This window comes from Acidovorax sp. SUPP950, assembly GCF_030158935.1.
In the GTDB taxonomy this organism is placed as follows: domain Bacteria; phylum Pseudomonadota; class Gammaproteobacteria; order Burkholderiales; family Burkholderiaceae_C; genus Paracidovorax.
Genome location: NZ_BQXE01000001.1, coordinates 760692 through 782340, shown reverse-complemented (window position 1 = coordinate 782340; position 21649 = coordinate 760692). Strand labels below are relative to the sequence as shown.

Sequence of the window (21649 nt, the reverse complement as noted above, 5' to 3'; positions counted from 1 at the left end):
AAAGGTGGAAGGCGGCACGGATGGCCGCGGAAGGCGTCGAATCTACGTGAAAACCATTGTGGTGTGAATGGGACGTTTTGTCCTACAGTGGGTTGCGGCTGCCAGAGACAGTTCACTGGCCCGCCAAAGCAAAAACTGCTGGTGCATTCAAAAAGGAGCACGCCGATGACCACATTGACACAGCATTTTCCCGGATCTTCATCGCGCGCCACCACGGAAGAAGACTCCCGGCCCGTACAGAACGGACATTCCCCCGTCGCTCCCGAGGAGATAGCGATCGGCGTGGTGATCGGCCGCGCTTCCGAGTATTTCGACTTCTTCGTCTACGGCATCGCTTCGGTGCTGGTCTTTCCCACCGTGTTCTTTCCCTTCGTGGACCGGCTGCAGGGCACGCTCTACGCCTTCGCCGTCTTCTCGCTGGCCTTCGTCGCACGCCCCTTCGGCACCGCGCTGTTCATGGCCATGCAGCGCCGCTGGGGCCGCGGCACCAAGCTGACGGCCGCACTGTTCCTGCTGGGTTTTTCCACAGCCGGCATGGCCTTCCTGCCCGGGTATGAAAGCCTGGGGGCCTATTCCATCGTGCTGCTGGCCCTGTTCCGCATCCTGCAGGGGGTGGCGATGGGCGGTTCGTGGGACGGGCTGCCCTCGCTGCTGGCGCTGAACGCGCCGGCCAGCCGCCGCGGCTGGTATGCCATGCTGGGCCAGTTGGGCGCGCCCACCGGCTTCATCATCGCCAGTGCCCTGTTCCTGTTCCTGCATGCCAGCCTGTCGGCAGAAGACTTCATCTCCTGGGGTTGGCGCTATCCGTTCTATGTGGCCTTCGCCATCAACGTGGTCGCGCTGTTCGCCCGCCTGCGCCTGGTCGTGACGGATGAGTACACCAAGCTGCTGGAGGAGCGCGAACTGGAACCCACGCCCATCGGCGAGATGGTGCGCACGCAGGGATACAACGTCTTCATCGGCGGCTTCGCGGCGCTGGCCAGCTACGCGCTGTTCCATCTGGTGACCGTGTTTCCCCTGTCCTGGGCGGCCCTGTACCCCGAGCAGCCGATCAATGACGTGTTGTTCGTCCAGCTGATCGGCGGCGTGCTGGCCATCGGCAGCATGATCGCGTCAGGCGTGATCGCCGACCGCCTGGGCCGGCGCACCACGCTGGGCGTGCTGGCGGTGATGATCGCCGTCTACAGCGGTTTCGCGCCCACGCTGATCGGTGGCGGCGCCGTGGCGCTGGATGCGTTCATCCTGATCGGTTTCGTGCTGCTGGGCCTGTCGTACGGCCAGGCGGCCGGCGCGGTGACCGCCAATTTCGCGTCCAAGTACCGCTATACCGGCGCGGCCTTCACCGCCGACCTGGCCTGGCTGGTGGGCGCGGCATTCGCACCGCTGGTGGCGCTCGGCCTGTCCGCACACTTCGGCCTGTTTGCGGTGAGCCTGTACCTGCTGTCCGCGGCGGCCTGCACGCTGGGGGCCTTGAGCGTCAACCGCATGATCGAACGGCGCGACTGAGATCGGGACCGGGCGGAAGGCGGGCCGGCGCACGGCGCCGGCCGCCACCTTGGGTTGGCGGTATTTGCTATTGAAAAAATAGCAAAATGCCCTAGAAGAATATGGGTTTCAAGCCATTTCGGCTTGAAACCCTTTTTTGTTGCGGCTTGCCTGGTCGCTTTGGCTGGGGCTGGATGGCCAGTGGCCGTCGGGGCGCGCGCCTGAAGAGCATCCCGGGCAACCGGCAACCGGTGGCCAGCCTCAATCCCGCGGTCGGAATCCGATGACGAGGGACGAGGGCACCCGCCCGTCCACATCGCGTGGCAGGGTTTCGGTCTTGTCCAGCGCGCGCATCACGGCGTCGTCCCAGGCCTTGTTGCCGCTCGATTTGGTGATGCGGGTGCCCACGATGGTGCCGTCGGGCGAGGCCCGCACTTCCACCTCGGTGCGCAGGTTGTCCGAAATGGCATCGGGATAGACGATGTTCGGCTTGACCTTGGCGGCCACCTTGCCGCCATAGCTGCCGGACGGGCCGGCACTGCGCTGGGCACTGCCCGTGGCGGTTTCGCCGCCCGTGGCGCCCGCCAAGCCTTGCATGCGGCGCAGGTTTTCCTGACGCAGGGCTTCGGCCTGCTTGTTCTGCGCGGCTTCGGCCTTGCGCTTTTCTTCCGCCTTGCGCTTGTCCTCGGCCTGTTTCTTCTGCTGCTCCTGGCGGTCCTGCTCGGCCTGCTTTTCGCGGCGCTCCTTCTCCGCCTTTTCGCGTTCTGCCTTTTCGGCCTTCTCGCGCTGTTCCTTCTCTTTTTCCTTTTGCAGGCGTTCCTTCTTGTCCTGCTCGGCCTGTTCCTTGCGCTCACGCTCGCGCTTTTCGCGCTCGGCCTGCTGCTGGCGTTCCTTCTTTTCCTGCTCCAGGCGCTTTTTCTCGCGTTCGAGGGCGATGTCGGCTTCGCGCGTGTCGGGCTCCGCCTTCGGTGGCGGGGGCGGTGGGGGCGGCGGCGCCGGCACCGGGGGCGGTGGGGGTGGCGCGGGGGTGGGCTCGGGCTGCGGCGTCGGCGGGGGCGGCACGTCGCGGGGCGCGGCCTGCTGCGGAATCCGATCCCAGATTTCCGCTTCCACGGCAGGCATGTCCGCGCTGGTCTTCCAGTTCACGCCCCAGGTCAGGGCGCCCAGCAGCGCCGCGTGCACGAGCACGGCCAGCGCCACGGCGCGCAGGCGCCCGGGCGGACGGGTGGGGGCGAACTGGTCGCGGTCGTTGGAGGCGTGCATGCGATCGAAAAAAGGCGAAAACGGTGCGGAGGATCGAGGGCGGCGAGGGCCCCGTCAGCCACCGGACTTGACCGACAGGCCCACGCGCTGCACGCCCGCCCTCTGCAACGCATCCATGGCCTTCACCACGGTTTCGTACGTCACGGTCTTGTCGGCGCTGATGAGGATGGGCGTATCGGGCGGCTGCGTGGCCTGCCAGGCCTTGGCGGCGGCGCCCAGGCCCTGCAGGGTGATCGGGCGCTCGGCGTCGCCGGTCTTGAGCTGCAGGCTGCCGTCCTTCTGGATGATGACCTGGCCGAACGACTTGGGCGGCTTGGCGCCCTTGCCGACGGAGGGCACGTTGATGGCGCTGGGCGTGAGCATGGGCGCAGTCACCATGAAGATGATCAGCAGCACCAGCATCACGTCGATGAAGGGCACCATGTTGATTTCGTTGATGGTGCGGCGCCGGCCGCCGCCGCGTGAAGCCATTGCGGGCATGCTGCTGTCTCCTGTGCTGCTCAGTGGCCCGAGGCGGACGACGTGGGCTGCGCGCCCAGGTTGCGCTGCAGGATGTTGGAGAACTCCTCGATGAAGGTCTCCTGCTGGATGGCCACGCGGTCGATGTCGCGCGCGAAGCGGTTGTAGGCGATCACGGCCGGAATGGCGGCGAACAGGCCGATGGCCGTGGCGACCAGCGCTTCGGCGATGCCCGGGGCGACCGTGGCCAGGGTGACCTGCTCCATGCCGGCGAAGCCGGTGAAGGCATGCATGATCCCCCACACGGTGCCGAACAGGCCCACGTACGGCGAGACGGAGCCCACGGAGGCCAGGAAGGACAGGCTGGACTCGACCACGTCCATCTCGCGCTGGAAGCTGGCGCGCATCGCGCGGCGGGCGCCGTCGAGCAGCGTGCCGGCGTCCGAGATGCGGCGCTCGCGCAGTTTCTGGTACTCGCGCATGCCGCTGGCGAAGATGCGTTCCATGGGGCCGGCGTTCTTGGCGTTCTGCGCGGCGCTGGAGTACAGGTCGTTCAGGCTGGTGCCCGACCAGAACTCGCGCTCGAAGTCTTCGTTGAGCGACTTCACGCGCTTCAGGGCAAACAGCTTGCGGAAGATCGCGGCCCAGCTGGCCACGGACACGCCGATCAGCAGCAGCATGACGAGTTGCACCACCCAGCTGGCGTTGAGCACCAAATTCAGGATGGACATGTCTTGGGAGTTCATGATGAGAGTTGTTCCAGAAGGGGGCCCGGGATGCGTGCGGGACGCAGGGTGGCGGCATCGACCCATCCGATGCGGATGGTGCCTTCACACAGTAGCACGGGCTGGGATTCGATCATTTGCTCTGGTTTCAGGAGCGCTTGCTGGCGTATTGTCAGGGATGCGCGGCCACCCTCTTGCAAAGAGGCCGTAACAATCAGTTCATCGTCGAGGCGCGCCGGCCGCAGGTAGCGCAGGCGCGCGTCCGTTACGACAAACATGCCGCCCGTGAGTTCCCGCAGGTTCTGCTGCCCCAGGCCCAACGAACGCAGCCATTCGGTGCGGGCACGCTCGAAGAACTTGAGGTAGTTGGCATAGAACACGATGCCACCGGCGTCGGTGTCCTCCCAGTAGATGCGCAGGGGCCACTCGAACGGGGCCGAGGCCCGAAGGGGGGCGTTCTCCGTTGCCATGCCGGCCTTCATCCGAGCAGCGTGCGCAGGCGGGCCACGGATTCTTCCAGCTGCGCCATCGAATTGGCCGTGGAAAAACGCACGAAGCGCTGCGGCTCGAACGCGCCGAAGTCGCGGCCCGGCGTGACGGCCACATGGGCGCGGCGCATCACCTCGTAGGCGAAGTCCCAGCTGCCCGAGACGCCCAGGCGCTCGGCGGCCTGCGTGCAGTCGGCCCAGGCGTAGAAGGCGCCGTCCGGCACCACGGGCACCGGCAGGCCCAGCGCCTGCAGCGCGGGAATGAAGTAGTCGCGCCGGGCCTTGAACTCGGCGCGGCGGCGCTCGTATTCGGCGATGCTCTCGGGCTCGAAGCAGGCAAGGGCGGCATGCTGCGACACGGTGCTGGCGCAGATGAACAGGTTCTGCGCCAGCCGCTCGACCACCGGCACCATGGCCTCGGGCACGACCATCCAGCCCAGGCGCCAGCCGGTCATGTTGAAGTACTTGCTGAAGCTGTTGATGCTGATGACGTTCTCGTCGATGGCCAGTGCCGTGTGGCCGAAGCGTTCCTCGTACGACAGGCCCAGGTAGATCTCGTCGATCAGCGTCACCCCGCCGCGCGACTGCACAGCCGCATGGATGCGGCGCAGTTCCTCGGGCGCAATCGAGGTGCCGGTGGGGTTGGAGGGCGATGCCAGCAGCACGCCGCGCGTCTTCGGCCCCCAGGCCGCCTCGACCTTGGCGGCGCTCAGCTGGTAGCGCTCTTCTGCCGTGGTGGGAATGAGCACTGCCTTGCCTTCCGCCGCGCTCACGAAGTGGCGGTTGCACGGGTAGCTCGGGTCGGGCATGAGGATCTCGTCGCCCGCATCGATGAGGGCCAGGCACGCGAGCTGCAGCGCGGCCGAGGCCCCCGCCGTGACCACGATCCGCCGGGCCGGCACCTGCACGCCGAAGCGGTCGGCATACCAGCCGCTGATGCGCTCGCGCAGCGGCTCCAGGCCCAGGGCGTTGGTGTATTGCGTGGTGCCGCGCTGCACGGCGCGGGCGGCCGCCTCCTGCACCAACGGCGGCGCGGTGAAGTCGGGCTCGCCGATGTTCAGGAAGATCATCGGCTCGCGCGTGCCGGCGACCTCGCGCGCCAGGGCCTGGGCGGCCTTGGCCACTTCCATCACATAGAACGGTTCGATGCGCTCGGCGCGGGAGGAAAACTGCATGGAAAAGGTTCCTGCCCGCGCGGCGCGGGCGTGGGGATGGGATGCCCGCCGGGGCACGGCGCGGGGGCGGGGCCGGACCGGCCCCTGGCGCTCAGGCGCCGTCCGCCGGGGCCTGCGGTGGCTGCGCCGGGTTCGCGCCCTTGTCGGCCGCGACTTCGGTGGCGCGCAGCGTGGGGGCCAGGCCGTTGAGCACGCCGTTCACGTACTTGTGGCCGTCGGTGCCGCCGAACTCCTTGGCCAGCTCGATGCATTCGTTGATGACCACGCGCCACGGCACGTCCAGGCAGTGCTGGAACTCGTACACGCCGATCCACATGGCCGCATGCTCGATGGGCGAGATCTCGGCCATCTTGCGATCGAGCTGCGGGGTGATCAAGGCATCGAGCGCCTCGGCCGATTCGATGCAGCCGTGCAGCAGCGCGTCGTAGTGGGCGGCATCGGCCTTGTGAAAGCCCGCCAGGTCGCGGGTGAAGGTGTCGATGGCGGTGGCGTCGTTGCGGCCCACCAGGTGCTGGTAGAGCGCCTGCAGCGCGAACTCGCGCGCGCGGCTGCGGTTGGATTTGGAGGCGGCCTTGCGGGCGCCGGTGCTGGTCACGCCGGTGCGCGCCTGCCGCGGCGGGCGCTTGGCACCGCCGGGGTGCGAAGAGGTGGAATCGCTCACGACAGCTCCTCCAGCAGGTTGGCCATTTCCACGGCCACGCGGGCGGCGTCCTGGCCTTTTTCGGTCTGGCGGGCGATGGCCTGCTCCATGTTCTCGGTGGTGATGATGGCATTGGCCACCGGCACGTGGTAGTCGAGCGAGATGCGGCTCACGCCCGCGCCCGATTCGTTGGCCACCAGTTCGAAGTGGTAGGTTTCGCCGCGGATGATGCAGCCCAGGGCGATCAGGGCATCGTATTCGTCGCGTTCGGCCATGGCCTGCAGGGCCACCGGCACTTCCAGCGCGCCGGGCACCAGCACGTGGTGGATGTGCTTTTCCTGGACGCCCAGCGCCAGCAGTTCGGCACGGCAGGCCGCGGCCAGGGTGTTGGTGATGCTCTCGTTGAAACGGGCCTGCACGATGCCGATGTGCAGCTTCTTGCCGTCGAGCTTGTCCGCTGTTCCTTTGTCTGCGCCAAACATGTCTTATTCCTTGGGAAGGTATCCGGTGATCTCGAGGCCGTAGCCCGCCATGCTGGGCATGCGGCGCGGCGGGCCCATCAGTTGCATCTTGTGAACGCCGCATTCGCGCAGGATCTGCGCGCCCACGCCGTAGGTGCGCAGGTCCATGCGGCCGCGTTCGGGCGCATGGGCCGAGCGGGCGCGCCCTTCAAACTGCTCCAGCAACTGCTCGGCACTTTCGCCGCAGTTGAGCAGCACGGCCACGCCCTGGCCTTGGGCGGCGATGTACTGCAGGCTGCTGTCCAGCCCCCAGGAGTGCATGGAGCGGTTGACCTCCAGCGCGTCCAGCACCGACAGGGGCTCGTGCACGCGCACGGGCACGCTGTCGTCCGGGCCCCACTGGCCCTTCACGAGCGCCAGATGCACGGCCTGGCTGGGTTCGTCGCGGAAGGCGTGGGCGGTGAACTCGCCGAAGGCGGTCTGCAGCGGGCGCGTGCCCACTTTCTGCACCAGCGATTCGTTGCGGCTGCGGTATTCGATGAGGTCGGCGATGGTGCCGATCTTGAGGCCGTGCTCGGCCGCGAAGATCTGCAGGTCGGGCAGGCGGGCCATGGTGCCGTCGTCCTTCATCACCTCGCAGATCACGGCGCTGGCGCTGCAGCCGGCCATGGCGGCCAGGTCGCAGCCGGCTTCGGTGTGGCCGGCGCGCATGAGCACGCCGCCGTCCACCGCCTGCAGCGGGAAGATGTGGCCGGGCTGCACCAGGTCGGCGGCCACGGCGTGGGGCGCCACGGCGGCCTGCACGGTGCGGGCGCGGTCGGCGGCGGAGATGCCGGTGGTCACGCCCTCCGCCGCCTCGATGGAGGCGGTGAACGCCGTGCCCATCTTGGTGCCGTTGCGGGCCACCATGGGGGCCAGCTTCAGCAGTTCGCAGCGTTCGCGGGTGAGGGTCAGGCAGATCAGGCCGCGGCCGAAGCGCGCCATGAAGTTGATGGCCTCGGGGGTGACGTGGTCGGCGGCCAGGACCAGATCGCCTTCGTTCTCGCGGTCTTCCTCGTCCACGAGGATGACGATGCGCCCGGCGCGCATCTCGGCCACGATGTCTTGCACCGGCGAGATGGGCGCAGGGGTCAGGGGGGTGTTCATGGAGGGCAGGGCTTTCGGTGGGCCGCGCGGGTGGCGTGCACCGCACGCTGGTCCGGCCACGGCCCGGACGGAGCCGCCTCCAAAGAGCGGGCGGTGCGGCGCTGGCCGCACGGTGCGGGAGCGCTACGCGCCCCAAAGGCGGCGATTTTAGTCCACTTAGTGGACTTGGGGCGCGGGCGAGGCGGGCCGCGTCCGGCCGCCCTCGCGCCCGGCCAGGGCACCGGCCACCATCACCCACGCCAGCAGCAGCAGGGACAGCAGTTTGAGGCCGCTGGCCACCGTCAGCACCGTGGGCCAGTGCGGGTGGTGCATGTGCAGCGTGGCGTAGTTTTCCACCAGGTCCGACAGCACCAGGGCCAGCACCGTCCAGTGGGCATGGCGGTAGAGCCAGCCCAGGGCCCAGCCCGGCGGCACGGCCCGCGCGACCAGCCGCCGCAGGGCCCAGGCCACCGGATAGGCCAGCCACAACGCATAGCTGGCAAGCAGGGCCCAGTCCCAGGCGATGGCGCGGCGCACGCTGTCGGTGCCGCCGCAGACCACGCCCCAGCCGGCGTGCCAGTGCGCCGTCACCTGAAAGCCCGAGGGCAGGCCCTGCACCCACCCCGGCGCCGACTGCAGGTCGCAGGCGGCCTGCCCGAACTGGAACGTGATGGCGAACAGCACGGCGGTGACGACCGCCAGCGCCACGCCCAGCCAGCGCCAGGGCTGCGTGCGCGGCACGGTGTTGGCGGGAACGGCGCCGTCCACCGGGCGGGCGGTGGGATCGATGAAGTCGCTCGGAAAGCGCTCGCGTGCATTGAGGCCGGTCCAGACCCAGTAAGGGCAGTCGTAGGCCTGGTCGTGCATGGCCGTGAGCGGGTCGCCGGGCTGCAGCTGGCCCCGGTCCACGCGCAGGCCCTTGGCGAAGGCCTCGTCCACCATCCATTTCAGCGTGAGGTTGGACAGCCCGTCGCGCGCGTACGAGCCGCCTACGTCGCTGTGCACGCCGCGGAACCAGCGCTGGTCGTAGCTGCGCCAGGGGCGCTCACGCTCGGTGAAGTGCGGGTCGGCATAGCGCCGGGGCGAGTACTTGCTGCGCGATTCGTACAGCGACATGGCATGGCGCACGTTGGCGAACCGCTTGCGGGCGAACTCGGTGGAGTTGGTGATCTTGATGCCGCCCAGCAGCCCGCTGCCGATGGCCTCCACCGTGTCCCACACGCCCACGAAGTGCACGAGCGGCGTGCGGCCCAGCGAGAAATTGTCGATCACGTCGCGCGCGAAGGCCTCGCGGCTCTTGGTGCCGGCCTGGTTCTTCTGGCCGCTCGGGGCGAAATAGGTGCGCACCAGGGTTTCGATGAGCGGCAGACCCTCCGTGTGGATGAGGCCGTACATGTTGATCATGCCGGCCACCGCCCGCGCGGTGAACGCGCCACGCGAGAAGCCGAACAGGTAGATGCGGTCGCCCGGCCGATAGGTGTGCACGAGGAACTTGTAGGCCTCGGCGATGTTGGGGAACACGCCGATGCCCAGCGCCAGCCCGGCCAGTTGCCGCAGCTGGTTCCTGGCCTTGGACAGGATGCCGTCCGCCGGGAATTCATTGGTGGTGCCCACGCCGGGGTCGTAATAGACCAGTTGCGTGGGCTCGCTGCCCGATGCGTCCTGGCCCTTGCCAAGCATGCGCAGCAGCTTCACCACGTTGGTGTCCTGCTGGTTGCCCAGGATGTTGCCGGTGCCGTCGAACAGCAGCACGAGGTTGCGGCCCGGCTGCGCGGCCCATTGCTCGTCCGCGGCGATGCATTCGGCCAGGATGGCCTCGCGTGTGGGCGCGCGGTCGGCGGCGTCCGGTGCCGTGGCGTTGGCATGGGCGGCCGGTGCGGCCGGCGTGTTTTTGGCGTTCATGGTGTCCTCCCTCCCGTGGCGATGCGTGTCCGGGAGATTCTGGGCGAGGAACGCGCGCCGCAGCAAGGGTGCCCGCCCCATGGGAGCGCGGGGTGGGCACGGGTTCAGATCATTTCAGCCGTCTTCAGATGCCGGGCGCTTCCAGCCGCACGTCGCCCACCGGGTAGGCCACGCAGGGCAGCAAGCAGCCCTCGGCGCGCTCCTCGGCCGACAGGCCGGGCCATTCGATGGCGTAGCGCACCTCGCCTTCGGCCAGCAGGCCGATGCAGGTGCGGCAGGTGCCGTTGCGGCACGAACTGGGCCAGTCGATGCCGCCTTGCTCCAGCGACAGCAGCAAGGGCTGCTCCGGCCAGGCATCGCACTGGGTGCCGTCGTCGCCGACGCGGGCGGTGAAAAAGGGAACGGAGGAAGGGTCACTCATGGCGAACGGCCACAGGAGGGCAGTGAACGAGAGGGTTAAGGATGAAAAAGGCTTCCAGTGCAATCAACACTAGGGCATATAGCTATGTTTTTAATAGCATCCATGGGCCGTGGCGCTGAGAACCCCGGATTGCCTAAAAAGAAGGCAGTCGAGCGGTAAGCTTTCAAAATCAACGACTTGGCGCCGTCATACAGGGCTTGTCCCGAGTTATCCACATGATTGTCCAGCGGCATCAGGGATAACCACAGCCCTGTGGGCAACCGGGTGCCTAAAAATGAGGCGGCGCACCGGTTTCCTTGCAAAATCAAGGGCTTGGCGTCGCCATACAGGCGTTGTCCCGGGTTATCCACATGATTGTCCAGTGCGGGCAGGGATAACCCGAGGGGCCCGGTCACGCGCCGACCTTGACGCCTTTCCAGAACGCGAAGCGGCCGCGGATCGACTCGGCTTCGGGCTTGGGGTCGGCATAGGTCCAGACGGCGTCGGGGTTCAGTTCGCCGTTGACCAGCAGCGACCGGTAGGTGGCCTGGCCCTTCCAGGGGCACATGGTCTTGTGGTTGCTGAAGGTGAAGTATTCCGGCTTCAGCGCGCTCTCGGGGAAGTAATGGTTTCCCTCGACCAGCACGGTGTCGTCGCTCTCGGCGACGGTCACGCCGTTCCAGATGGCTTTCATGGGGGTGGTCCTTTGCAATGAAAAAAATGCGGGCTGCACTGATGGGATGGAGATCGCGCTAGCAGCCATCCCATGAATCGCAGGCCATGGGCCGGGGCGCGGCAGCGCGTTGAAGGCCGGACGATGGGCCGTGGCAACGCATCGCGGCCTTGCCGGAAGAGCACCTTACCCGAATTTGCCCGCGTCCTTGTCGTCGTCGCCGCCACGCGGCGGCAGTGCACCGCCCCTGTTCCGCCCGGCTCAGGGCCGCAGGTCGGGCGATGGCGTGAGCGGCACCCCCTGCGCGCGTGCCGCCGCTTCCTGCGCCGCCATGGCCCGGCCGAAAGCGGGCCGCTCGCGCAGGCGGGCCCAATAGGCCGCCACGGCGGGAGTGAACGCGGCGGCCAGCGCCAGGTGTTCGGCCAGCAGCAGCGCGTAGCCCACCGACACATCCGCCGCCGTGAAGCGCCCGGCACACAAATAGGGCTGCTGCGCCAGCCGGGGTTCCAGCGTGCGCAGCCGCGCCAGGAACCAGCGGGCGTAGTCGTCGGCCACCTGGGGGCTGCGGCGCTCGGCCGGCTCGAGATACCGGTAGCGCAGCACCAGGGTCTGCGGGAAGGTGAGCGTGGCTTCGCCGAAATGCAGGTCATTGAGATAGCGGGCGAAATCGCGCTCGCCCACCTCGACCTGCAGGGGAGTGGGTGCATGGCGCGCGCACAGGTACTGGCACATGGCGGCGGATTCGGTCATGCGGGTCTCGCCATCGACCAGCAGCGGCACGGTGCCCAGCGGGTTTTCGCCGAGGAATTCGCGCGCGTGGACACGCGGCGGGAAAGGCAGCATCTGCAGCGCATACGGCGCATTCAGCTCCTCCAGCATCCACAAAGGGCGGAAAGAGCGTGCGCTGAGGCAGTGATGGAGCGTGAGCATGGACGTGTTCCCGGCGGTCACGCCGCCATCGATGCAGAGGGGCCCTCCAGCTTAGGGGCGGTGCCGGGCGCTGCAGCGACAAAGCGTTCGCAAAAGCTGCCAATGTGTTGTCGGGGCGCTGCGTGCCGGGGCATCGGTCCGCAGCGTCCAGGGGATCAGGACAGACCGTGGCTGCCGACCCATGCGGCCAGCGCCTGCGCGCTGCGGAACTCGTCGCAGGCGCGGGCCGGCACGCCGGGGTAGCGTGCGTTCCACATCCTGGCGAGCGCCTGGCCCGGGCCCACCTCGACCACGCAGCGCACCCCGCGCGCGTGCAGGTTGTCCATGCATTCGTCCCAGCGCACGGTGCGGGCGATCTGCGCCGCCAGCGCGTCGCGGGCCTGCGGCACGCTGGCGATGCGGTCGGCCGCGTTGCTGAACAGCGCGGTGCGCGGGCGTGCGAGAGCCGTGCCCTCCAGCACCTGGCGAAACGCATCGGCCGCCGGCTGCAGGGCCGGCGTGTGCGACGCCACGCCCACGCGCAGCCGCGTGCAGTGGCCGCCTTGGGCTGTGGCCAGCGTTTCGGCGCGGTCCAGCGCGGCCAGCGCGCCGCCCAGCACCACGCTGTCCGGGCCGTTGCGGATCGCCACGGCCAGGCCGGTGTCGCGCACCAGGGCGTCGATGGCGGCCGGCGCCATGCGGCTCACGCCGATCAGGCCGCCGGGATGGCCGGCGGCGCAGCGGTCCATGGCCTCGGCGCGCGCCTGGGCGAGCGACAGCGCGGTGGCGGCATCGAACACGCCGGCTGCACTGAAGGCGGCCAGCTCGCCCACGCTGTAGCCCGCGATGGCGGCCGGCGGTGGCAACAGCGGGGACAGGGCGTCCCAGGCAGCCAGGGCCAGGCCGGTGAGCAGCACCTGGGCGTGGGCATTGCGCGCGGCCCAATCGGTGTCCTGCAGCACGGCTCGCCAGTCGGGCACGCCGAGGCGGTCGTTCACCGCGCGCACTGGGGCGCCGTCGGCCAGCCAGGGCAGCATGCCGGGATGCTGCATGCCCTGGCCCGAAAACACCAGGGCATAGCTCATGGTGCGCAGCCCGCCGTGGGCGCCATGCGGACCACCCAGCAGGCGGCGGCCAGCAGGTCGGCCGAACCGCCGGGCGACAGGCGCCGCGCGACGAAATCGCGGCCGATGGCGTGCGCGGCCGCCAGGCCGCCAGGCCGCCCGGCGCCGCCCGCGGCCAGAAAGCCCCGCGCGCAGGCCTGGGCGTGGCGCAGGCCTTCCAGGCCGCCCCGGTGGGCGAGGTTGCTGTCGTCCAGCACGGCCATCACGGAAAACAGTGTGTCCACGCGCGCCTGCTGCACGCCGAGCCCGCGGGCGAGCCCATGGCGCAGCGCGGGCACTGCGGTGTCGAACAGCACGGGGAAACCGAGCGCCGCCTCCTGCGCCGCGCCGCGCAGGCCATGGCGCGCCGCGGCAATGCCGCCGGGCAGCCGCGGCGCGCGCAGCGTGCGTTCGGCGCGCTCGGCCAGCGCCGCGCCCCAGTGGCGGCGCAGTGCCTCGCGCAGCGCGGCGGGCTGCAGGGGTGTGCCTTCGCGCGCCAGGGCCCCCGCCGCGGCGCACAGCAGGCCTAGCGTGAAGATCGCGCCCCGGTGGGTGTTGACGCCACCGGTGGCCGCCACCATGCGCGCTTCGGCCTCGATGCCGCAGCGCTCCAGCGCCGGGAACCCTTCGCCGGCATGGCCCAGCGCGGCGATGCGCACGAAATAGACGCGCAGCGCGAACAGGCTGCGCATGAAGGTGCGGGCATCCATGTCGGTGTGGCTGCCGTTGTCGGTAAGGGTCACCAGCCCGGGCTTGGGCGACAAGGCCAGTTCGTCGTAGAGCGACAGCGTGGCGGCGCGGCCGATGGCCTGCGGGGCCGGGTCCGGACGCGGGTCGCTCGCAGACCGGCGCCGTGCGTTGGCGGTCATGGCAGCGGCTCCTCTGCGGCCGGTTCCTTCGCCGGTTCCGTGGCCGGCCAGAAGGGGGCTTGCGCCAGCGCGGCGCCAGCCAGGCGCTTGACCATCACGGCCTTGCCGCGGCCTGCACGCCAGGCGCTCCACTCGCGCCAGGCCACGGCGGCGCCATTGGCGAACAGCAGTTCCCCGTCGAGCCGGGGCTGCGCCTTCGGGAAGGCGTGCAGGCAGGCGGCGGCGGCATCGGCCTGCGCGGGGCTGGCCACGCCGATGCACAGGTCGGCATCGGAGCCGCTGCGCAGGTGGTCCAGCCCGGTGATGAGCTGCCAGCCGTGGCTGCCGTAGATGCGGGCGGCCACGCCGCAGGCCTGCAGCGCCTCGCACAGGCGACCCCAGGCGGCCTTCGATCCGGTCGGCATCAGCGGCTGGGCCAGTAGGGCCGGGGGAAAGGCATCGAAGTAGAGGATGTCTTCGCGCGCCACGCGCAGCGCCAGGCGGCGCCGTGCCCAGCGGCCGGGGGCCGGCAGGCCCAGCGCGATGCTGCCGTCCGGGCCGGGCGGCTGGGTGGTCACCACGAGCGGGAGGCGCCGCGCGGCCCAGTGATCGAGGCATTCGCGGGCCTCGCCGTCCCAGGGCAGGGCGAGCTGGCGCTGCCAGCCGGCATCGGACAGGCAGGCGAGCTGGTGGCGCTGCAGGGGCAGGGCGGTGGCCATGGGCGCGGGTGCGTGAATGGGCGAGTCTGGTGCTATCAGGCCGCGTCCAGCACGCGCTGCGCCACGGCGGCGGCGAGCTGGCGGCCGCCGCGCGCGGCGCCGTCCCGGGCCCGCACGTCGTCGGTGGGCGTGTGGGCCAGGGCCTCGCGCAGCGCGGCGGCCAGGTCGCCTTCCCACAGCGCGCGCACGCCGCCCATGGCCACGTAGTTGTCCACGCCGGGGGCGAACACGGGGTTGGACTGCGACAGCTCGGTGAGCCGGGCCTCGGGCAGCTTGGTCACGCGCGCCATGGCGGGAATGCGCATCACGCGGATCTCGGCCTCGGGCAGTGCGTAGCAGGCGTCGGCGATCAGGCCCGAGGTGATGAAGCCGCCCGAGAGCGCCTGGTCGTAGACCAGCCCGACCACGCGGTGGCCGTGCCGGCGCGCGAGGTCGATGGCCATTCCCAGGTGCGCCATGGCGCGGTTGATGCCCAGCAGTTCGTCGCGCCGGCGCAATTGCTGGCCCTGCGTGTCGATGAGCAGCAGGATGGCGCGGCCGGGGTGCTGCGCCACGGTGTCCAGCACCGCGCGGGCCTGGGCCAGCGCCAGCCGCACGCCGATGGGCGCATGGTTGGTGGTGCCGATCACGGCCAGGGGCTGGCCGTCGAAGGTGGGTGTGCCCAAGAGCAGATCGCCATCGGCCACGATGCCGTGCTGCGCGCCGAAGAGCCTTTCGGCCAGGGTGTTCCATTGCATGTCGGTTCCTTCTCGTTCGTTGCTGCGGGTTCAGGCCGGGCGCAGGCCCTGCACCGCCGCCACGTCCAGCTCGGGCACCCGGGCGGCATCGGCCACGCCCAGGGCCTGCCACAGCGCGGTGGCGTCGTCGGCGGGGGCATCGTCCGGCAGGTGGTCCAGCGCGGCCATGCGGGCGGCCAGCAGCGCGTGCTCGGCCTCCAGCGCTGCCGGCGTGACGGGCCGCGCGGCCCCGAGCGCGTCGATGGCAGCGGTCCGGAAGGCGGCCACGTCGTCCTCCACCAGCGCGTCGCAGTCGCCCGTGAGCCAGCGGTGCTTGCCGCCGCTGGTGCGCCACACCAGGGCGCGGTCGCGCGCGTCGTACTCCTCCACGCCGTGCGAGGCCTCGATCACCTCGGGGCCCGACATGGCGAGGCGGCCCATGTCGCTCATCACCACGTGGTCGGCGCAGCGCGCCACGATGCCCATGCCGCCGAAGCAGCCGTTGGCGCCGCCGATCAGCACCACCACGGGGATGCCGGCAGCGCGCACGTCCAGCACGGCGCGCATGACCTCCGAGACGGCGATCAGCCCGGCGTTGGCCTCGTGCAGCCGCACGCCGCCGGACTCGGCCAGCAGCAGCACGGCCGTGGGCCGGTCGCGCAGCGCGCGCCGCAGCAGGCCCACGAGCTTGGCGCCATGCACTTCGCCCACGCCGCCGCCCATGAACTCGCCCTCCTGCGCGGCCACGAAGATGGGCCGCCCGCCCAGCGTGGCGCGGCCGACGGCCACGCCGTCGTCGAAGGCCGAGGGCACGCCCAGTTGCGCCAGGTGCGGGCTGGTCACGCGCTCGGCCGGCGGCAGCCACTCATGGAAGCTGCCGGGATCCAGCAGGTGGGCCAGGCGCTCGCGCGCGCTGCATTCCGCGTAGCTCAGACTCATGATCGCGCTCCCGGCAGTTCGGCCACGGCCTGGTCGAGCCGCAGTCCCACCACGGCGGGCGTGGCGCCCATGTCGTTGATGGCGATGCGCACGCCGGCCAAGGCGTGGCGCGCATGGAAGTCGTCCAGTACCGCCTGCCAGATCGGGCCGAAGCCGCGCGCGGAGGTCTCCACGCGCACCGAGCAGCCGGTGCCGCTGTCGGGCTCCAGCAGCACCTCGAGGTTGCCGGAGCCGACCACGCCGACCAGCACGGGGGCGAAGGGGCCTGTAGGTCGGCCGCCGGGAAAGGAAAAGTCCAGGGTTTCGAGCCCTGCGGGAATGTCGCTCATGGGGTGCCTCCTACCAGTTCCGGAATCTCTTGGGCGGCTGGTACAGCCCGCCCGACGCGCGAACCAGGTCGCGCATGCTGCGCGCGGCCAGCAGGTTGCGCGTGGCATCGCGCGGGTCGATGCCCAGATCCTGCGGGCGGTGGATCACGCCGCGGTCGCGCAGGTTCTCCACCGCGCGCCGGTCGCGGGCCAGGCCCACCGCGGTGTAGCCTGCCACGCCGCGGATGGCCTGCTCGCGCTCTTCATCGCTGCGGCACAGCAGCAGGTTGGCAATGCCTTCCTCGGTGAGGATGTGGGTCACGTCGTCGCCGTAGATCATGATGGGCGGCAGCGCCATGCCGGCCTGCTCCTGCAGCGTCCAGGCGTCCAGCCGTTCCACGAACGCGGGCTGCATGTGCTCGCGGAAGGTCTCCACCATCTGCACCACGAGCTTTTGCCCGCGCGGCGTGCCGGCCGCGCCGGTGCGGCCCGCCCGCGCCTGCGCGCCGGCCTTGAGCCAGGCGGGGCTGGCATGGCGCCGGCCGCGCGCATCGGCCCCCATGTTGGGCGCGCCGCCGAAGCCCGCGATGCGCCCCAGGGTGGCGGTGGAGCTGTTGCCGTCCAGATCGATCTGCAGGGTGGAGCCGATGAACAGGTCGCAGGCATAGTGCCCAGCGGCCTGGCAGAAGGCGCGGTTGCTGCGCAGGCTGCCGTCCGGCCCGGTGAAGAACACGTCCGAGCGCGCGCGGATGTAGTCCTCCATGCCCAGCTCGGAGCCGAAGGAGTGCACCGACTCCACCCAGCCGGCCTCGATGGCCGGAATCAGCGCCGGGTGCGGGTTGAGCGCCCAGTGCCGGGCGATCTTGCCCTTGAGGCCCAGCGACTCGCCGTAGGTGGGCAGCAGCAGTTCGATCGCGGCGGTGTCGAAGCCGATGCCATGATTCAGGCGCTGCACGCCGTACTCGCCGTAGATGCCCTTGATCGCCATCATGGCCATGAGCACCTGGATCTCGCTGATCTGCGCCGGATCGCGCGTGAACAGCGGCTCGATGAAGTGCGGGCGCGGGGCCTGCACGACGAAGCTCACCCAGCCGGCCGGGATGTCCACGCGCGGCAGCGTGGTGGTGCGGCCGTCCACCATCTCGTTGACCTGCGCGATCACGATGCCGCCCGAGAAGGCCGTGGCCTCCACGATGGCGGGCGTGTCCTCGGTGTTGGGGCCGGTGTAGAGGTTGCCCTCGGCATCGGCCGCCTGCGCGGCGATCAGCGCGACCTGCGGCGTCAGGTCGATGAAGTAGCGCGCGAACAGCTCCAGGTAGGTGTGGATGGCGCCGATCTCGATGCGCCCGGCCGACACCAGCCGCGCGATGCGCGCGCTCTGCGGGCCCGAGAAGCTGAAATCGAGCCGCGAGGCGATGCCGTTCTCGAACACGTCCAGGTGCTGCGGCAGCGCCAGCACCGACTGCACCATGTGCAGGTGGTGCACGCGCGCCGGATCGACCTGCACCAGCGCATCGGCCAGGAAGTCGGCCTGCTTCTGGTTGTTGCCTTCGAGGCAGACGCGGTCGCCGGGCTCCAGCACGGCTTCGAGGAGCGTGCCGATGGCGGCGGCATCGACCCGTTTGCCGGCCAGCGGCATGCCGTGCGCAGCCAGCGCGCGGTCGGCCCGCGCGAGCCGGGCGGCGCGGCGGTCCGCGCGGGTGTTCCAGTCTCTGGGGTTCATGGGAGTTTGTGGTGGGTTGGAAGATTGGACGGGCAGGGGCTGGCGGCTGGTCAGAGCACGACGAACAGCAGCCACACCACCACGGGTGCGATCAGTGTGACAGCGGCGCCATACACCATGAGCTGGCGGAAAAACACCTCGCGGTTGACGCCGCGCGCATTGGCCAGCACCAGCGCGCCGTTGGTGGAGAAGGGGCTCACATCGACGATGGTGGACGACACGGCCATGGCCGCGATGAACCCCACCGCGCCCACGCCGGCATCGCCCGAGCCGCCGCCTTGCAGGAACGGCACGGCCAGCGGGATCAGCGAGCCCAGCACCGCCGTGGACGAGGCGAAGGCTGAGACCACCGCGCCGACGAAGCACAGCAGCAGCGCCGCCATCAGCGGCGAGGTGAGCGCGGCCACGCTGTGGCCCACGAAGTCGATGGTGCCCATCTTGTCCATCACACCCACGAAGGTGCTGACGCCCACGATCAGCATGATCTCGGGCCACGACACCTGGCCGAGCGCGCGCTTTTGCAGGTTGGGCGCCATCAGCGTGAGCAGCAGGCCGATGGTGATGGAGACGAAGCCGATGTCCTGCTTGAAGAACAGCGTCAGCACGGCCAGAGTGAGCAGACCGATGACGGTGACCGCCTGGTACCAGCGCGCACCCTCCGCTTGCGGCGCGGAAGGGGCGGCGTTCATGAGCGAGTCGTCGGTCTGGGCGGCGGTGCGGCGCTCCTCGGCCAGGGAGTCGCCCTCGGCGTTGCCATAGACCTGGGCGCCGCCCTGGCCGTGGGCCACCTGCGGCAGGTCGAACGGGGTGTTGCGGGCGCCGGTGCGCTGGCGCGCCAGCTTCAGCCCGCCCATGGCCACGAACAGCGCCATGGCCACGGCCAGGTTCACCGCGAGGCTGGCCGCCATGGTGGCGATGGGGTTCAGCGGCAGGCCGGCCGTAGCCACGATCTTGTTGGTGATGCCGCCGTAGATGCTGATCGGCGAGAAGCCGCCGCCCTGCGCGCCGTGGATGACGAGAAGACCCATCATCAGCGGGTTGATGCCGTACTTGGCCGCGAAGCCCAGCGCGATGGGCGCGATGATGGCGACCGCCGCCGGGCTGACGGCCCCCACGCCCGTGAGCGCCGCGGCGATGAAGAACATGATCCACGGGATCGCCGCGATGCGCCCACGCACCGCGCGCACCGCCAGCTTGACCAGCCAGTCGATCGTGCCGTTGTTCTGCGCCAGCGCGAACAGGTAGGTGATGCCCACCAGCGTCAGGAACAGGTCGGCAGGAAATCCCGCCATGATGGCCTTGGCATTCATGCCGGCCACGAGCGTGCCGACCAGGAAGGCCCCGACGAAGGCGATGACGCCCATGTTGATGGGCAGTACGGTGGCGATGACGAACATGCTGGCGAGCGCGCAGATGGATATCCAGTGGGAAGTCATTGAATTTGTCTCCTGTCCGTGGTGCCCCGCGGTGGCACATGCCGGTGGCTGTGCTCATGGATGCGGGGCTTTGTTCTTGCAGGGGACGATACGCAGCCGGGCGGTGCGGATCAATGCCAGCGGTGTGCCGACACTTACGCTAATCGAAACGATCCAGGGTGACCCCCGTAGGGGCTGCCCCAGAAGGTTGGCAGGGTGGCTCAGGACAGCGCCGCCTTGGCGGTGCGGCAGACCGCCAGCAGGGCGAGCAGGTTGGGGTCGCGCTCGCGGGTGCGCAGGAAGTGCAGCGCGATGGTCTGGCGCATGCGGTAGCGCGGCTGCAGCGCGATGAGCCGCACGTTGGGCGGCAGCACGCCACGCACCCGACCGGGCAGCAGGGTGCAGCCCACGCCGCCGCTCACCAGGTTCATCAGCGAGAAGATGTCCTCGGTCTGCATCACCACGTCGGGGGTGAAGCCGGCCACCCGGAAAGTCTCCATGAATCCCTGGTAGGTCACGAAGCCTTCCGTGAGGCTGACGAAGCGCTCGCTGGCGCAGGCGGCCAGGTCGATGGGCTGGTCGGGCGGGTAGGGCGAGTCGGCTGGCGCGGCGAAGTGGATGTCGTCCTCGAACAGGGGCTCGCACTCGAGGTCGGGCATATCGCCGGACGACCCCATCAGCGCGGCATCGATGGCGCCGTTGCGCAGCTTTTGCCGCAGGTCGGCGTCCGAGCCCAGCACCAGTTCGGTCTGCAGTTCGGGCAGGCGCCGTTTCATGCCCATCACGAGGGTGGGCACCGTGCGGCTGGTCAGCGAATAGAGCGATCCGATGCGGATGCGGTCGGACGAATACCCGGCCACCGCCCGCGTGGAGCGGATGCCCTCGGCCAGCGTGCCCAGCAGCTCGCGCGCGACCTCCGCCAGGTGGTGAGCGGCCTCGGTGGGGTGCAGGTGGCGGCCTTCGTGGCGGAACAGAGGGCAGCGCAGCGCGTCCTCCAGCGAGTGCAGGGCGCGGTGCACGCTGACCGCGCTGATGTCCAGGCTCTCCGCCGCGCGCGCGAGATTGCCGGCTTCCAGGAAGACCCGCAGGATGTGCAGCTTGCGAAGGGTGATGTCGTCATCGGGACGGTGGGGCATGGCCATGCGGTGGGGGCTCGATCAGAATTCGTGCTGGGCCGATTGCAGCACATTGCACGGCCGCTTTTGCAAAACCATTCACTGGCCCGCGGGGCCCACAGGAGAGAGAAACCCATGGCAATCGATTTCAAGGGCCGCGTGGCCATCGTGACGGGCGCGGGCGGCGGCCTGGGCCGCCAGCACGCACTGGCGCTGGCGGCGCGCGGCGCGAAGGTGCTGGTCAACGACCTGGGCGGTGCGGTGGACGGCAGCGGCGCGACCGTGGGGGCGGCGCAGGCCGTGGTGGACGAGATCCACGCGGCCGGCGGCGAGGCGCTGGCCAACGGCGCCTCGGTGACCGACTTCGCGGCCGTGCAGGGCATGGTGCAGCAGGCCGTCGATGCCTGGGGCCGCGTGGACATCCTGGTCAACAACGCCGGCATCCTGCGCGACAAGTCGTTCGGCAAGATGGACATGGACGATTTCCGCCTCGTGGTGGATGTGCACCTGATGGGCGCGGCCCACTGCTGCAAGGCCGTGTGGGCGCACATGGTGGCGCAGCAATACGGCCGCATCGTGATGACGACCTCGTCCACCGGCCTGTACGGCAACTTCGGCCAGGCCAACTACGGCGCCGCCAAGCTGGCCCAGGTCGGGCTGATGCAGACGCTCGCCATCGAAGGGGCCAAGCACGGCATCCACGTGAACGCGCTCGCGCCCACCGCCGCCACCCGCATGACCGAGGGCCTGATGCCCGAGGAGGTGCTGGCCGCGCTCAAGCCCGAGGCCGTGGTGCCGGCCATGCTGGTGCTGGCGCACGAAAGCGCGCCCACGCGCACCATCCTGTGCGCGGGCGCCGGCACCTTCGAGGCGGCGCACGTCACGCTCACGCAGGGGGTGCATCTGGGCATTGGGCCCGATGTGCCCGAGCAGCTCGCCGCGCGCCTGGCCGAGGTGACCGACCGCACCGGCGAACAGGTGCCGCAAAGCGGCGCGGCCCAGGGCACGAACGAGGTGCGCCTGGCCCGGCGGTGATGGAGTGATTGCCCGGTACCGAG

Annotated in this window: 24 protein-coding genes; 2 read left to right on the top strand and 22 right to left on the bottom strand. The window is 69.9% G+C overall.

Features of this window, described 5'->3' with window-relative positions; genetic code table 11:
* The first annotated feature begins 165 nt into the window (after positions 1-165).
* Positions 166-1506, top strand: a complete 1341-nt coding sequence (locus AVME950_RS03770; RefSeq protein WP_284428810.1) for an MFS transporter — start codon at positions 166-168, stop codon at positions 1504-1506.
* 240 nt (positions 1507-1746) lie between these two features.
* On the opposite strand, the gene tolA is transcribed toward AVME950_RS03770, so the two are convergent.
* From tolA to AVME950_RS03660, 22 genes are all read right to left on the bottom strand, one after another.
* Entirely contained in the window at positions 1747-2748 is a 1002-nt protein-coding gene (tolA, locus tag AVME950_RS03765) for a cell envelope integrity protein TolA (protein ID WP_284428809.1), read from the bottom strand.
* Between the two features lie 54 nt (positions 2749-2802).
* Entirely contained in the window at positions 2803-3228 is a 426-nt protein-coding gene (locus AVME950_RS03760; RefSeq protein ID WP_272564068.1) for an ExbD/TolR family protein, read from the bottom strand.
* A gap of 20 nt (positions 3229-3248) precedes the next feature.
* The gene (tolQ, locus tag AVME950_RS03755; protein WP_272564067.1) at positions 3249-3953 is read right to left on the bottom strand and encodes a protein TolQ; all 705 of its coding nucleotides are present in this window, start codon (positions 3951-3953) and stop codon (positions 3249-3251) included.
* Positions 3950-4402: a tol-pal system-associated acyl-CoA thioesterase gene (locus AVME950_RS03750; protein WP_284424878.1), complete on the bottom strand. Its 453-nt coding sequence runs from the start codon at positions 4400-4402 to the stop codon at positions 3950-3952. The genes tolQ and AVME950_RS03750 overlap by 4 nt, the downstream gene beginning before the upstream one ends.
* 8 nt (positions 4403-4410) lie before the next feature.
* On the bottom strand, positions 4411-5595 hold the full coding sequence (locus AVME950_RS03745; protein ID WP_284399469.1) for a pyridoxal phosphate-dependent aminotransferase: 1185 nt from the start codon (positions 5593-5595) through the stop codon (positions 4411-4413).
* Between the two features lie 91 nt (positions 5596-5686).
* Positions 5687-6256 (bottom strand): transcription antitermination factor NusB, encoded by a 570-nt coding sequence (nusB, locus tag AVME950_RS03740; protein WP_284428808.1) that lies wholly within the window; start codon positions 6254-6256, stop codon positions 5687-5689.
* Positions 6253-6717 (bottom strand): 6,7-dimethyl-8-ribityllumazine synthase, encoded by a 465-nt coding sequence (gene ribH, locus AVME950_RS03735; RefSeq protein ID WP_284399473.1) that lies wholly within the window; start codon positions 6715-6717, stop codon positions 6253-6255. Before ribH ends, nusB begins: the two co-directional genes overlap by 4 nt.
* Before the next feature lie 3 nt (positions 6718-6720).
* The gene (gene ribBA, locus AVME950_RS03730; RefSeq protein ID WP_284399476.1) at positions 6721-7842 is read right to left on the bottom strand and encodes a bifunctional 3,4-dihydroxy-2-butanone-4-phosphate synthase/GTP cyclohydrolase II; all 1122 of its coding nucleotides are present in this window, start codon (positions 7840-7842) and stop codon (positions 6721-6723) included.
* 156 nt (positions 7843-7998) lie between these two features.
* Positions 7999-9723 (bottom strand): T6SS phospholipase effector Tle1-like catalytic domain-containing protein, encoded by a 1725-nt coding sequence (locus AVME950_RS03725; protein ID WP_284428807.1) that lies wholly within the window; start codon positions 9721-9723, stop codon positions 7999-8001.
* A gap of 124 nt (positions 9724-9847) precedes the next feature.
* Positions 9848-10144, bottom strand: coding sequence for a 2Fe-2S iron-sulfur cluster-binding protein (locus AVME950_RS03720; protein ID WP_284428806.1), 297 nt, complete (start codon positions 10142-10144; stop codon positions 9848-9850).
* A 35-nt stretch (positions 10145-10179) separates the two neighbouring features.
* Entirely contained in the window at positions 10180-10539 is a 360-nt protein-coding gene (locus AVME950_RS03715; RefSeq protein ID WP_284428805.1) for a hypothetical protein, read from the bottom strand.
* Entirely contained in the window at positions 10536-10817 is a 282-nt protein-coding gene (locus tag AVME950_RS03710; RefSeq protein WP_092739949.1) for a DUF427 domain-containing protein, read from the bottom strand. The genes AVME950_RS03715 and AVME950_RS03710 overlap by 4 nt, the downstream gene beginning before the upstream one ends.
* 240 nt (positions 10818-11057) lie before the next feature.
* A complete protein-coding gene (locus AVME950_RS03705; protein WP_284428804.1) occupies positions 11058-11726 on the bottom strand; it encodes a glutathione S-transferase family protein in 669 nt (222 codons plus the stop codon).
* Between the two features lie 155 nt (positions 11727-11881).
* Complete coding sequence (locus AVME950_RS03700) at positions 11882-12790, bottom strand: ACP S-malonyltransferase (protein WP_284428803.1); 909 nt, start codon at positions 12788-12790, stop codon at positions 11882-11884.
* A complete protein-coding gene (gene mdcB / locus AVME950_RS03695; protein WP_284428802.1) occupies positions 12787-13677 on the bottom strand; it encodes a triphosphoribosyl-dephospho-CoA synthase MdcB in 891 nt (296 codons plus the stop codon). Before mdcB ends, AVME950_RS03700 begins: the two co-directional genes overlap by 4 nt.
* Complete coding sequence (gene mdcG / locus AVME950_RS03690) at positions 13674-14375, bottom strand: malonate decarboxylase holo-[acyl-carrier-protein] synthase (RefSeq protein ID WP_284428801.1); 702 nt, start codon at positions 14373-14375, stop codon at positions 13674-13676. The genes mdcB and mdcG overlap by 4 nt, the downstream gene beginning before the upstream one ends.
* Positions 14376-14410: 35 nt before the next feature.
* Positions 14411-15112 (bottom strand): biotin-independent malonate decarboxylase subunit gamma, encoded by a 702-nt coding sequence (locus tag AVME950_RS03685; protein ID WP_284409076.1) that lies wholly within the window; start codon positions 15110-15112, stop codon positions 14411-14413.
* Between the two features lie 30 nt (positions 15113-15142).
* Complete coding sequence (locus tag AVME950_RS03680; protein ID WP_284428800.1) at positions 15143-16030, bottom strand: biotin-independent malonate decarboxylase subunit beta; 888 nt, start codon at positions 16028-16030, stop codon at positions 15143-15145.
* On the bottom strand, positions 16027-16359 hold the full coding sequence (gene mdcC / locus AVME950_RS03675) for a malonate decarboxylase acyl carrier protein (RefSeq protein ID WP_284403407.1): 333 nt from the start codon (positions 16357-16359) through the stop codon (positions 16027-16029). Before mdcC ends, AVME950_RS03680 begins: the two co-directional genes overlap by 4 nt.
* A gap of 10 nt (positions 16360-16369) precedes the next feature.
* The gene (gene mdcA, locus AVME950_RS03670; RefSeq protein WP_272564052.1) at positions 16370-18061 is read right to left on the bottom strand and encodes a malonate decarboxylase subunit alpha; all 1692 of its coding nucleotides are present in this window, start codon (positions 18059-18061) and stop codon (positions 16370-16372) included.
* 50 nt (positions 18062-18111) lie between these two features.
* Positions 18112-19497: an SLC13 family permease gene (locus AVME950_RS03665; protein ID WP_284428799.1), complete on the bottom strand. Its 1386-nt coding sequence runs from the start codon at positions 19495-19497 to the stop codon at positions 18112-18114.
* A gap of 200 nt (positions 19498-19697) precedes the next feature.
* Positions 19698-20612 carry a LysR family transcriptional regulator gene (locus tag AVME950_RS03660; protein ID WP_284429562.1) on the bottom strand — a complete coding sequence of 305 codons (915 nt, stop codon included), beginning with the start codon at positions 20610-20612 and terminating at the stop codon, positions 19698-19700.
* A 114-nt stretch (positions 20613-20726) separates the two neighbouring features.
* Here AVME950_RS03660 and AVME950_RS03655 point away from each other — a divergent pair, with 114 nt between their 5' ends.
* A complete protein-coding gene (locus AVME950_RS03655; protein WP_284428798.1) occupies positions 20727-21626 on the top strand; it encodes an SDR family NAD(P)-dependent oxidoreductase in 900 nt (299 codons plus the stop codon).
* Positions 21627-21649 lie beyond the last annotated feature (23 nt).